Origin of the sequence: Mediterranea massiliensis, assembly GCF_900128475.1 — a bacterium.
GTDB lineage: Bacteria > Bacteroidota > Bacteroidia > Bacteroidales > Bacteroidaceae > Bacteroides > Bacteroides massiliensis_E.
On record NZ_LT635837.1, the window covers coordinates 1 to 12,484 of the forward strand.

The 12,484-nt window shown below is 45.8% G+C and carries 11 protein-coding genes; 8 read left to right on the forward strand and 3 right to left on the reverse strand.

Annotated elements, in window-relative coordinates; genetic code table 11:
* Positions 1–14: 14 nt before the first annotated feature.
* The 8 genes from traJ (at position 15) to BQ7483_RS07755 (ending at position 6,372) form a co-directional block, all read left to right on the forward strand.
* Entirely contained in the window at positions 15–1,019 is a 1,005-nt protein-coding gene (gene traJ / locus BQ7483_RS07720) for a conjugative transposon protein TraJ (RefSeq protein ID WP_032944415.1), read from the forward strand.
* A 20-nt stretch (positions 1,020–1,039) separates the two neighbouring features.
* Positions 1,040–1,561, forward strand: coding sequence for a TraL conjugative transposon family protein (locus BQ7483_RS18375; protein ID WP_072545487.1), 522 nt, complete (start codon positions 1,040–1,042; stop codon positions 1,559–1,561).
* 4 nt (positions 1,562–1,565) lie between these two features.
* Positions 1,566–2,858 carry a conjugative transposon protein TraM gene (traM, locus tag BQ7483_RS07730; RefSeq protein WP_072545488.1) on the forward strand — a complete coding sequence of 431 codons (1,293 nt, stop codon included), beginning with the start codon at positions 1,566–1,568 and terminating at the stop codon, positions 2,856–2,858.
* A 20-nt stretch (positions 2,859–2,878) separates the two neighbouring features.
* On the forward strand, positions 2,879–3,850 hold the full coding sequence (gene traN, locus BQ7483_RS07735) for a conjugative transposon protein TraN (RefSeq protein WP_072545489.1): 972 nt from the start codon (positions 2,879–2,881) through the stop codon (positions 3,848–3,850).
* Positions 3,851–3,852: 2 nt separating this feature from the next.
* Positions 3,853–4,425: a conjugal transfer protein TraO gene (locus BQ7483_RS07740; RefSeq protein WP_072545770.1), complete on the forward strand. Its 573-nt coding sequence runs from the start codon at positions 3,853–3,855 to the stop codon at positions 4,423–4,425.
* 6 nt (positions 4,426–4,431) lie between these two features.
* The gene (locus BQ7483_RS07745; protein ID WP_072545490.1) at positions 4,432–5,310 is read left to right on the forward strand and encodes a toprim domain-containing protein; all 879 of its coding nucleotides are present in this window, start codon (positions 4,432–4,434) and stop codon (positions 5,308–5,310) included.
* Positions 5,311–5,342: 32 nt separating this feature from the next.
* On the forward strand, positions 5,343–5,846 hold the full coding sequence (locus BQ7483_RS07750; protein WP_072545491.1) for a DUF3872 domain-containing protein: 504 nt from the start codon (positions 5,343–5,345) through the stop codon (positions 5,844–5,846).
* A 13-nt stretch (positions 5,847–5,859) separates the two neighbouring features.
* Positions 5,860–6,372, forward strand: coding sequence for a glycoside hydrolase family protein (locus BQ7483_RS07755; protein ID WP_072545492.1), 513 nt, complete (start codon positions 5,860–5,862; stop codon positions 6,370–6,372).
* 368 nt (positions 6,373–6,740) lie between these two features.
* On the opposite strand, the gene BQ7483_RS07760 is transcribed toward BQ7483_RS07755, so the two are convergent.
* From BQ7483_RS07760 to BQ7483_RS07770, 3 genes are all read right to left on the reverse strand, one after another.
* Positions 6,741–9,014, reverse strand: a complete 2,274-nt coding sequence (locus tag BQ7483_RS07760) for a TonB-dependent receptor (protein WP_072545493.1) — start codon at positions 9,012–9,014, stop codon at positions 6,741–6,743.
* 295 nt (positions 9,015–9,309) lie between these two features.
* Complete coding sequence (locus BQ7483_RS07765) at positions 9,310–10,956, reverse strand: hypothetical protein (RefSeq protein WP_139247591.1); 1,647 nt, start codon at positions 10,954–10,956, stop codon at positions 9,310–9,312.
* Positions 10,957–11,525: 569 nt separating this feature from the next.
* On the reverse strand, positions 11,526–12,449 hold the full coding sequence (locus BQ7483_RS07770) for a DUF932 domain-containing protein (protein WP_072545495.1): 924 nt from the start codon (positions 12,447–12,449) through the stop codon (positions 11,526–11,528).
* Between the last annotated feature and the right edge of the window lie 35 nt (positions 12,450–12,484).

The following is a 12,484-nucleotide window of genomic DNA, read 5'->3' on the forward strand; positions in this document are numbered from 1 at the left end:
AAGGAGGATTGCTTATGGTATTGTTGGCTGTGAATTTTGACAATCTGCACCAGATCCTGCAAAGTCTGTACACGGACATGATGCCGCTCTGTTCGCAGATGACCGGCGTGGCCAAGGGCCTTGCCGGATTGGGAGCCCTCTTTTATGTGGCGTATCGTGTCTGGCAGTCACTGGCCAGGGCCGAACCTATTGACGTGTTCCCTTTGCTGCGTCCGTTTGCTCTGGGTATCTGCATCATGTTTTTTCCGACCATCGTGCTGGGTACGCTCAACAGCATTTTGTCACCCGTCGTGACCGGAACGCACAGGATTCTGGAGACGCAAACCTTTGACATGAATGAGTATCGGCAGCAGAAGGACAAGCTGGAGATTGAGGCGATGCGGAGGAATCCCGAGACGGCCTACCTGGTGGACAAGGAGGCTTTTGACAACAAACTGGATGAACTGGGAGCTCTGGACGCTATCGAGGCTTGCGGTATGTATGTGGACCGTGCCATGTACAACATGAAGAAGTCCGTGCAGAATTTTTTCCGTGAGCTGCTGGAACTGATGTTCAATGCGGCCGCGCTTGTAGTGGACACGCTAAGGACATTCTTCCTGATTGTCCTTTCCATTCTCGGACCGATTTCCTTTGCCATTTCGTGCTGGGACGGCTTTCAGGCCTCGCTGAGCCAATGGTTTGTCCGCTATATCAGCATCTATCTGTGGCTGCCCGTCTCTGATCTTTTCAGCAGCGTGCTGGCACGCATACAGACCCTGATGCTTCAGAGGGACATCGAGCAGCTGTCCGACCCCAACTTCATTCCGGACAGTTCCAATGCCGTGTACATCACGTTCCTGATTATCGGCATCATCGGGTATTTCACGATTCCGACCGTGGCCAACTGGATTGTTCAGGCCGGTGGAGGTGCAGGAAATTACGGCAAGAACGTAAATCAGGCTGCTTCCAAGACAGGCTCCATTGTGGGCGGTGCCGCAGGTGCTACTGTAGGAAATGTGGCCGGAAGACTAATCAAGTAACAATCATAAAACGAATAAGAATGGAATTCAAATCATTGAAAAATATCGAGACCAGCTTCCGGCATCTGCGCCTGTTCGGAATAGTCTATCTGGGTGTCTGCACCCTGCTTGTGGGCTATTCCGTGTGGAAGGCATACAGTTTTGCCGAAGCCCAGCGCCAGAAGATCTATGTGCTGGATGAGGGGAAGTCGCTCATGCTCGCCCTCTCGCAGGACCTGGAGCAGAACCGTCCCGTAGAGGCAAGGGAACATGTCAGACGTTTCCATGAGCTGTTCTNTTGTATCGGGGGCAGGCTGCGCGGCCTTTGTGACAGACTCACACCCCGTCAGAGGGCAATCGCCGTCATCGTGATGGTTTCCCTTTTCGCGCTGGTGAATTTCTACATGATTTTCCGTGCGATTTATGACATCGGACGGGAGGATGCCCGGCAGGACATCATCAGGATAACCCCGCTTGAGGTTCCCGACTTTGTGCCTGCGGATACCCTCTCCGATATGAAAGTCCGTGAGATGGAAGAGTTTTTTAACCAGTTCAACAAGTAAGATTATGAGTACAGATGCAGAAAAATTGAAACAGAAGCAGAAAATCAGGAAATATCTGGTTTTCACAGGCATGTTCCTGCTGTTCCTCGGGTGCATGTGGCTAATTTTCGTCCCGTCCGAAAAAGACAGGCAGGAGGCGGAAAGGAAGACGGGCTTCAATGCCGAACTTCCCGATCCGAAAGGTACGGGTATAGAGGCGGACAAGATGGCTGCCTATGAGCAGGCAGACATGATTCGCCGGCAGGAGGAGAAGAAGCGTACGCTGGCCGACTTCTCCGCCCTGACCGATGGACACAGACAGGATAATGTCCCGGAAACAGAACCGGCGCAGGACATTGCAAGTGAAAATGAAAGCCGTGCGTACAATTCAGGAGGAAACGGCAGGACGGGAGCCTTCGCCTCTTCAGCCTCGGCTTACAATGACATCAACGCCACTCTCGGTAGTTTTTACGAGAGTCCTGAGGAAGACCCGGAAAAGGAAGCCCTGAAAGCAGAGGTGGAACAGCTCCGACAGGCTGCCGCAGCGCAGACGGCCGGACCGAGCTACGAGGAACAGGTGGCTCTGCTGGAGAAGTCCTATGAACTTGCCGCCAAATATATGCCTTCGGGCGGCAGCACGGGAACAGCGGACAGTCAGGAGACGGAAAGTCCCTCAAGGGAGAGGAAGGCGAAAGCCGTTCCCGTCGGGCTGGTGTCCTCTCCGGTCGTGTCGTCCCTTCCTCAGCCTCTTACCGATTCGGTACAGTTCGCGAGGCTGCTTTCCGGTGCTGATATCGGCTTCCATACGGCTGTGGGCAGTGCCGGGACACAGATGGCGAGGAATACCATACGGGCCTGCGTGCATGGCGACCAGACCATTATCAGCGGACAAAGCGTGCGTCTCAGGCTGCTGGAGGCCATGCGTGTGGGAAGACATGTGCTTCCCCGCAATACCCTGCTGACCGGTGAGGGACGTATCCAGGGCGAGCGGCTTGGCATTGAAATCCTGCAGGTCGAATATGACGGCAATGTCATTCCCGTGGAACTGACCGTGCTGGACAGTGACGGACAGGCCGGGATATTCATTCCCGGTTCGACGGAAGCGAATGCGGTAAGGGAAGTGGCTGCCAACATGGGACAGAATCTCGGCACGACCATCTCCATCACCAACCAGTCGGCAGGCGACCAGCTTCTCTCCGAGCTTGGACGAGGGGCCATACAGGGCGTGTCGCAGTACATCTCCAAAAAGATGCGCGAGGAGAAGGTACACCTCAAATCAGGCTACGGACTGATGCTTTATCAGAACAACAATCAATAACCCATTAAAACAGTAAAGACATGAAAAAGATTCTTTTGATGCTTGCCCTCGCAAGCGGCGTTGCAAGTGCACATGCACAGTCGGCTGATACCACGACCGTAAATGATTTGACCCTGAAGGCGGATATCTATCCGCAGCAGGAGGACGGCGACCTCTATCACGGGCTGTCCAGAAAGCTCACCTTTGACCGGATGATTCCGCCTTACGGTCTGGAAGTGACGTATGACAAGACGACCCATATCATCTTTCCCTCGGCTGTCCGTTACGTGGATCTCGGTTCTCCGAATCTGATTGCGGGCAAGGCGGACGGTTCTGAGAATGTAATCAGGGTAAAGGCTACCAGAAAGAATTTCCGTGAGGAGACCAACATGTCGGTGATTACCGAAAGCGGAAGTTTCTACACCTTCAATGTGAAGTATGCCGATGAGCCTCTGCTGCTCAACATCGAGATGGCCGATTTTGTTCATGACGGCAGCGAGGTGAACCGCCCGAACAATGCCCTTGACATCTACCTGAAGGAACTCGGCAGCGAGTCGCCCAAGCTGGTACACCTTATATCCAAGGCCATCCACAAGGATAACAGACGTCATATCAAGCATATCGGGAGCAAGGCGTTCGGCATCCAGTACCTGCTGCGCGGGCTCTATACCCATAACGGGCTGCTCTATTTCCACACCCAGGTGAAGAACACGTCGAATGTGCCTTATGAGGTGGATTTCGTGACGTTCAAGATTGTGGACAAGAAGGTACTCAAGCGTACGGCTATCCAGGAGCAGGTGATATTTCCACTGCGTGCCTACAACTATGCCACGGCTGTCGCCGGAAAGAAGGATGAGCGTACTGTCTTTGTCTTTGACAAGTTCACTATTCCCGCCGACAAGATGCTGGTGGTGGAGATGCACGAGAAGAGCGGAGGCCGTCACCAGACCTTCACCGTGGAGAGTGAGGACATCGTGAGAGCGAGGGTGATCAATGAACTTAAAGTGAAATGACCATGAAGAAGTATTTGTTTCTTTTTGCCGTATGCGTATCGCTTGCCCTGTCATCGGGGCAGGCATACGCCCAGCGTTACCTTCCGGGAATGAAGGGCGTGGAACTCAGGGGAGGCTTTGCCGGAAACCTGAAATCACCGGTTGACTGGTACACGGGCTTTGCCGTGTCGGGATATACGAAAAGGGCCAACCATTGGGTGGCTGGCGTGGAATATCTGCTGAAGAACTACGGCTATCGCGGGACCTTCGTTCCACGGGCCCAGTTTACTGCCGAGGGTGGCTATTACTTAAAGTTCCTGTCCGACCCGGCGAAGATATTCTTCCTTTCTGTCGGCGGTTCTGCCCTGGTGGGATATGAGACATTGAACTGGGGAGAAAAGGTTCTGTATGACGGTTCCATGCTTTCCCACCGGGATGCCTTCGTCTATGGCGGAGCCCTGACGCTGGAGCTGGAAAGCTATGTGACGGACCGTATCGTGCTGCTTGCCCATGTGCGCGAACGAGTGCTATGGGGCAGTTCTTTGGGAAAGTTCACGACACAGTTCGGGCTTGGAGTCCGTTTCATCATCAATTAGACGCCTATGGATATAGAGATGATAAGAGGCATTCCCATTGAGGAATTCCTGTCCCATTTGGGACATGAGCCGGTCAGAAGGCACGGCGACGAATGCTGGTATCTCTCTCCGTACCGTGAGGAAAGGACACCTTCGTTCCATGTGAACACCCGTAAGGGTGTATGGCATGACTTCGGCACCGGACATGGAGGCGACATCTTCACCCTTGCGGGGGAGCTTTCAGGAAGTGACGGCTTCATGGCGCAGGCGAGGTTCATCGCCGGAGTATATGGAGGAACTATACCTGAATATGTCGGACAGAAAAGAGAAAAGGAATGTGTCAGGACAGAAATGCGCAAGGAGCCTTCCCGCTTCGAGGAGGTGGTTTGCGGTCCCTTGCGGTGTAATACACTGCTCGGCTATCTGAAAGGACGCGGTATTCCAGAGGAAATCGCCCGTGCAGAGTGCGAGGAAATACGGTTCCGTCTGTACGGCAAGCGGTATTTCGCCGTCGGTTTCAGGAATATGGGAGGAGGCTATGAACTGCGGACCAGATTCATGAAATGGTGTCTGCCGCCCAAGGACATTTCCCTTATCCGCAACGGCTCGCTTACCTGTAACCTTTTTGAGGGTTTTATCGACTTTCTTTCATGGAAGGTACTCGGCATCAGCCGCGGTGAGGATTATCTGGTCCTCAATTCGGTGGCCCTGCTTGAACGCTCGTTTCCTTATCTGGACAATTACGGGAAGATCCGGTGCTATCTGGACAATGATGATGCCGGAAGAAGGACGCTGGCCGTCCTTCGGAAACGCTACGGTGACAGGATTGACGACTGTTCCGACCTGTATGCCGGATGCAAGGACCTGAACGAATACCTGGAAAGTAATTTTCCGCCTGAACAGTAATTTTTTATAAACCGTTAAAACAAGAAATGAATATGAAACCGATTATGAACAGAAAAGGGCTGTATGCCCTTGTATGCGCCCTGATGGGCCTGACCTTTGGTATGCTGACCTCGTGCAGCGATGACCTTGACGTGCAGCAGTCCTACCCATTTACGGTGGAGACGATGCCGGTTCCCACACGTATTGTGAAGGGTGAAACCGTGGAAATCCGCTGTGAACTGAAACGTGAAGGACGGTTCTCCGACGCCCGATATACCATCCGTTATTTCCAGCCGGACGGTGAAGGCAAGCTGCGCATAGACGACGGGATGGTGCTGCTGCCCAACGACCGTTATCCTCTGGACAGGGAGGTGTTCCGCCTTTATTACACTTCCGAGTGTGAGGACCAGCAGAGCATTGACATCTATTTTGAGGACAACAGCGAGCCGGCACAGCTTTTCCAGCTGACCTTCGATTTCAACAATAAAACAGAGAACGAGGATACCGTGGTTACTTCCGGCGGCAAAGAACTGCCTGTCGTCATCGTATCACAATGAACCTGACCTGCCTATGGGAATAAGAGCAAGATTGTTTGCGGCGTTTTTCGCCATAGCCTGCTTCGGGAGCATACCGTTGCGGGCGGAGAATCCGGTAAAGGAGAAACAGGACAGGTTCAGCCTTGCGGTCGAGTGCATTAAGCGGTTCGAGGGCTGGCATGGAGAAAAAAGACACTGGCCTTATGTCGGGTACGGGCATAAGGTCCTTCCCGGGGAAAGGCTGACCAATGGCATTACAAAAGAACAGGGGGATTCAATCCTGAGAGCGGATTTACGCAAGTTGTGCCGTATGTTCAGTTATCTGGGACGTGATTCGCTGATTGTAGCTGTTTTGAGCTATAATGTGGGGGCATACCGTTTGAAAGGTTACGGCAAGATGCCCAAGAGCAGCCTGTTGAAGAAGCTGGAGGCCGGAGACCGGAATATCTATAAGGAGTATGTTTCTTTCCGGTGTTACAAAGGTAAGGTAGTTCCGAGTATTGAACGGAGAAGGAAGGTAGAATATATGCTGCTTTTTGAAGAGTAAAAGAGAAGGGAGAACCTTTCGACATTGAGCCGATTGGTTCTCCCTTTTCACTATTCTTGAGTCTATCAATTTCTGTTCAGTATTCTTGAATCTTTATCTTTATTCTGCATCTTCAGTTTCACGCCTGACTTGGACTTGCCGAATGAGAAGTTGTAAACAAGGTTTATATATACCATATTGACATTGTTGATGATTCTTTCGGTTTCTGTACGTTGCAGAAACGGTGCCTCTGATACGGATGTAACCTGTTTCCATGAATCATAGAACGGGTATCTTATGCCTACGGTGATGGTCTGGCTCTTGTCTTTATATTTAATTAATACGGTTGATGACATACATTAGTTAAACAAAAGAAATGTCATGTCAAATTATTTTGCAGTATTAATGTTTATCAATCCAGAATCTTTATCTGAATTACTGATACGCTTTCCTGCATGGCCACGGGATTTACCTTTAGAGAAATAGTAGGTGAACTTCAGAGATACAAGATTCTTGAAGTTGTTCCATCTGGTTTCTTCCGAGTAGCTGAATCCTTTTATGTCTGCATAAATTTTTGATGGATACGGATTGTAAATATATTCCATTCCCACTGACATAGACTTGAATTTGTAAAGCACTGAAGCACTCATATTGAATCCCATACGAGTATATATATCACCATCGACCAATGTCATAGGAATGTTGCCGTTCCATATAATCTGCCAGTTTTTGGGCAGGAACTGGATACTGATACCTGCATTATGTAGGTTATGGTTTACTATTTGATTATATGTCTTGTATGTTGAGTATTCATAGTTATAGAATGGCTGGATGACAAACCAATTGACGGGCTTGTAGTTTAACGACAAAGATGCTCCTATGCTGTGAATATCATCAATATTTGCTACCTTGAGAATAATATCGTCACCGTCGGTAAACAATACCGGCATATTCTTATTCGGATAATACGAATAGGTTATTGACGGAGTGATATAAAATTTCCCATCGTCAGAAGCATATTGGTAATTAAGGTTTGAATAATAGTAATAATATGGTTTAAGTGCCGTATTTCCTTGTGAATAGAAATGTTCATCAATTGTAAAAATACTATTGGTCAAATCTCCGACATTAGGAACAGATGAGTTAATGGAGGCGGTAAGCCTCATTGCTGAGTGTTTGTTATATTGAACATTCAAGACCAATGAGGGACGGAATACCAAATAATTGAAATTATCGTTTGCCGCAGTCTTATAATGATTGTTTTCCAATCCAAGACCAATGTTATATGAAAATTTGCCTATAGCATTACTATAATCGGTATATACATATTCTTTATGTGTGTCAATTGTTGTGTTTTCAGTTAGATTGTATTTTTGATCCAGATTTTTATATTGGTAATAGGCTCCCAAATTGAAATCACCGTTCCATAATTTATCGCTATACAGAACTTCCGCTATTAAAGAATAGGATTTGTTGTCTATATGGTTCTCAAAAGAGTATCCGCCTTCGTTGCTTGCCAAAATATTATCCGAGTTTGAATGATAGTAAGTGTTCAATACATTTACAGATAAATTTCTGTTCTGATTGAACATATACATGTAGTAGAGGTCGGCAGAAACAGATGAATAGTCGCTTTGGAGACTACGGCTGTTGGTTGTAGAATTATCGTTTTGCCCCACCAGCTCTTGTTTGTATTCTTGTTTGCCGGGTGATTTGCGGTATTCAACTTTGGCATTGAAAAGATTCTTGCCTTGGTAACGCTGATAGGCGAGCTGACCAATATGATATTGCCCGTTATAGCTACCAGGTAGTCCTCTATATTCATTTGTTTTTCCTGCATACGAATAGGTATTGTTCATCCTATTGTCGTTCAGTGCACGATAGTCTATGAAATACGCTGCCGTAACCATATTCAAAGAGTCCACATATGCCATTGAGAGCATATTTGTACCATATCCCGTTGTTATTCCGTTCTTTGTGTCAAGATACAGACTATATAGTTTATCGACTTTTTTCTTTGTTTTCACATCAATGACGGCACCAATGTTTTCATGTGCATATCTTGCCGGAGGATTGCTGTAATATTGAATATTCTTGATTTCATCAGCTTTGAGCATTTTCAGTTCGCGTGAAGAACGTCTCATGCCATCTATCAGTACAAGAATACTTTTATTGTCCACTGTCACCAGAGCATCACTGCTGATATCTGTCTTGAATTGCGGAAGGCTACTGATGGCATCCAAAGCATTGTTGCCTACTTTCTTGGCAGTTTCACCCAGTGTCAATTGATTTTTGTTCCCGAAAGTATTCAGGATTTGCGGAGTAATAACCACTTCGTCCAGAAGCATGGCATCTTCGTTAAGCATTATATTTCCCAAATTACCGGGTTTACAGATTTGGCTTTTCTTCTCATATCCAATAAATGATAATTGTAGGATATATTCTTTATCCTCTTGCGCTTCCAATTCAAAACGTCCTTCCAAATCACTGGCTGTTCCGGCAATTTGCATGGAATCGGAAAGATTCAAAAGCAAACAGCTCACTCCCGCAATCGGTTTCTGATCGGTATCTACGATTTTACCATAAATACGAATTTGCGCATTTACAGTTTGACCACAACTAAGCAATATAGCAATCCAAAGGATAAATCTGAGATGTCTCATTAATCTTATGTTTATTGAAGTAATATGTTATTTTTTGTAGCGAATTTACAGCAAATGAAGTTTTCAGCCAAAGGCAAAGTTTTACGTATAGAATTTTATTTTATTGATATTTAATAATTTACAACAAACAAACAATGAGAAGTTTTACAATACCCTTAAAAGTTTTACGAACTATCCCCAAAGGTGTATTTACTTTTACAAGAATTCAGGATAACAATTGCTCCCAACATATAAAAAACGTCGTCCTTGCGATAAAGACGACGTCACAACAAATTTCAGACTTACGCTTCTGATTTTATTTCTCGAATTTTTTCATCTGCCGACGAATATAAAGACCAATATTAGTCTCATGCTCGTCTATACCCAGTTTCTTACGGATTTCATGGCTTATAATGTAGTGCCGTTTTATTTGGATATATTCTCCAACTTCCTTACCGCGTAATCCGATTGCATACAAACACAGATAATTTATTTCATCGGTGGACAATCCATGTTGTTCGAGATATTCCATAAATTTGGGATGCGATGCAGAAAAAGCAAGACGGGTTGAGTCCATGAACTTCTTTTTGTCATTACGGACAGTCTCAATCCACTTATTATATGGCTCTGCATAGCTCTCATTATTGCTTATCTCTTTCGCCAATAAGCCGTTGAGCATATCAAGTCTAATCTTGATGACATCTTGTATTGGCCTCGCAAGTTCTGATAGCTCACTTTGCAATTCTTTCAAATTATCACGTTCACTTTCTAATCGAGCAATTTCTAATTTAAGGTTTTCTGTTTCCAGAATTTTCTTGTCACGTTCAAGTTCAACCTTTTCTTTTTCTTTGCGTAGGTTATCTTGTTCCAGCTTAAGGTTCGCATTCTCTTTCTCAGCAAGAATGCGCTTGGTTTTACTGCGGTATGCTTGGTAATACAACCAGCCAACAAATAAGGTCAATGCGAATATACCACAAAGCACTGCCCAAATGATTCTGTCCCTGTTTTGAATGTTCCGGATGTTTTCAATTTCAAGCTGATGTTTTTTATCAGAAAACAGCAGATCCTGTGAAAGCAATTTGCTTTGATAACGCTCAAATATGGCAGAATAATCCTTATACAAATTAAAAGCTTGTTCATACTTCCCTTGCTTCTCCAAAATTTCGATTTTCACCGAAACATATTTTAACGAATCCATGGTGAACGCAGCAGGACTTATCTCTGCAAGAATATTCAAGGCTTTGTCGTATTCTCCAATTTTTGAATATCCTCGGGCGAAATTCATAGTTTCATCTTTGGAAAGTTCCAAATCCTGATATTCATCTAAAAAGGCTTTGAGATCATCAGGAGAACAGAATTCTATTGTATAAGATAGTAAAGAAGTGAAAAGATATACTTCCCCTTCAGGATTCTTTTGCACCAACGGTATGCAAATAGATAGAAGACTGTCAGCCATAGATTGGTTATTCAACATCACATAGCCATCAAGTGCATTTGTATAGCTCTTGATTTCAAGAATGTCTCTACCTATGGCTCCGTATAACTTCGCCGCTTCCATATTTGTTTGAATAAACTCGTTGGTCTTGTACTGTTTGAAATACAAAGTACCTTGGGCTACCAGTGTATGAGCCAGTAGTAATGAATCTGTTACCACTTGTTTCAAATCACAACCATTCATGAAAGAACGCATGGCAGAATCATCATTGCCCTGGTTCTGATATATCCTGCCTTGATAATAATATGTCCGAAGTTTCTCGTCAGGAGAACCATTCTTTATATAGTAATCAATAGCCGGTTGAAGAACATCGAAGGTTGTTGTATCAATATAGTTCTTGTCTAATGCCATGGATTTAAGTAACGCATACCTGGCTGCGACCTTTTTGCCTTTAATATTTGTAACCGGAATGCTTTCCAATATAGTAAGGGCTGAATCTGGTTTGGAACTCAAAAAATTCTCGGCCATATCCATCTGCTCCAATATTGGAGTGTTTCTGTCGCAGGCGACTGATACCACAATAGTTATCAGTAAAATGATGAGATTCTGAATTTTATGTATTAACATTGTTGCTTCGGTATAAAATGTCGTATTCTTTAATCCACAATTAATCGAAATAACCAATAATAGTGGATGAACATGCAAAATTAGTAAAATCGGATATATCCAATGAATTATCCCAGAGAAACTTATAACTTAATAGCCTTTAATCTATATTTTAATACATGGGTTGATATAAAAATGGGGGTATAATTCCCTAAAAAAACACTGTCATCACTTCCATAATCAAAAAAGCTGCACGTTACATTGGTAAAAGCATATGATGATGAGATTATGATTTAATGGATAATCTTTTGTAACGAAGGATTTTCATAGAACCCGATATCTTTACTGGAAGTCCACGAGCTCAAAAATCGGATTTCGGAAGAATCGTGTATATGGAGGAATAAATAAGGGAGAATCCGACGGCATATAACCATCAGGTTCTCCCTTGCTTACATATTGTTTTTCCAAATAGCAGTTGTGATTAGTTAGAATTAACCTACCAGAACGGCATCCTGTATTTCCACCTCTGCGGGCAGACGGGAAAGCAGGAGTTCCGCCATGGCTCCGTTCTGTGGAATCAGGGCCGGGAAATCCGTTCTGCCCGGCTTATATATCTCAGTTGCTACGTTATACAAGTCCCAAGCGGTAATCTGTCCCTTTTCGCGGACCAGTTTCAGCACCTCTTCCGTGAAGATGGAAATCTGGCTCTGGTTCAGTGGGTAGGTTTCCACGGAGGATGACAGGTTCCTGTCCGAACTGTCATGGGAGACACGCAATGCTGTCAGCAGCCCGATATACATATACACTTCCTCCAGTGAGACGATTCTGCGTTTCAGTCGCTGAATCCTTGCGATGTCCTCGTTCATGTTCACCTCGAAGTTTGCCAGCCATCCGTCCACCGTCTCGAATACCCCTTCCGTTGTCACCTTGTTCTTTCCGTAATTGCAGATGCTCCTTTCCGGCGAGAGGATACACTGGTTATGGCATACTTTCACGCACGGGCCTATGGCAGCCTGTATGCCGTCCTGATGATAGGCGACAACCAGCGTAGTTGTCAGCTCGTCCGTTTCCCAGTCCTTGATCCGGATGGTAGCGAAGATGCGTCGGAGGATGTGGGCTTCCACTGCTTTTTCACCAAGTGTCTGTTCCACCTGTGGGAGAATGCTCACTCCCGGCTGTGTCTTGTTCCTGTTCTGTGCCGCAAAGATTTCTTCCACCTCGTAATCGAGGTTGTACTTCTCGCAAATGTCCATCATACGCTGCAGGACCTGGTAGTGATAGATGCCCTGGACAGGCTTGCCGTAGATGTCATTCTCCTTGTAGGTACGTTGGAGAGTCTCGAAGTTCATTACTTCGATTCCGTTGTTCTGAAAATCAAACTGCTGTTGTTTTTCCAATACTGCCATTGCTTCCATAATCTTGAATTTTATAAAGTTAATACTATGATTAT

Bases quoted from the DNA above. Each gene is read 5' to 3' on its own strand.
- traJ (WP_032944415.1), top strand. From the start codon at position 15: ATGGTATTGTTGGCTGTGAATTTTGACAATCTGCACCAGATCCTGCAA.
- traM (WP_072545488.1), top strand. From the start codon at position 1,566: ATGAGTACAGATGCAGAAAAATTGAAACAGAAGCAGAAAATCAGGAAA.
- traN (WP_072545489.1), top strand. From the start codon at position 2,879: ATGAAAAAGATTCTTTTGATGCTTGCCCTCGCAAGCGGCGTTGCAAGT.
- BQ7483_RS07740 (WP_072545770.1), top strand. From the start codon at position 3,853: ATGAAGAAGTATTTGTTTCTTTTTGCCGTATGCGTATCGCTTGCCCTG.
- BQ7483_RS07745 (WP_072545490.1), top strand. From the start codon at position 4,432: ATGGATATAGAGATGATAAGAGGCATTCCCATTGAGGAATTCCTGTCC.
- BQ7483_RS07750 (WP_072545491.1), top strand. From the start codon at position 5,343: ATGAAACCGATTATGAACAGAAAAGGGCTGTATGCCCTTGTATGCGCC.
- BQ7483_RS07755 (WP_072545492.1), top strand. From the start codon at position 5,860: ATGGGAATAAGAGCAAGATTGTTTGCGGCGTTTTTCGCCATAGCCTGC.
- BQ7483_RS07760 (WP_072545493.1), bottom strand. From the start codon at position 9,014: ATGAGACATCTCAGATTTATCCTTTGGATTGCTATATTGCTTAGTTGT.
- BQ7483_RS07765 (WP_139247591.1), bottom strand. From the start codon at position 10,956: ATGGCCGAGAATTTTTTGAGTTCCAAACCAGATTCAGCCCTTACTATA.
- BQ7483_RS07770 (WP_072545495.1), bottom strand. From the start codon at position 12,449: ATGGAAGCAATGGCAGTATTGGAAAAACAACAGCAGTTTGATTTTCAG.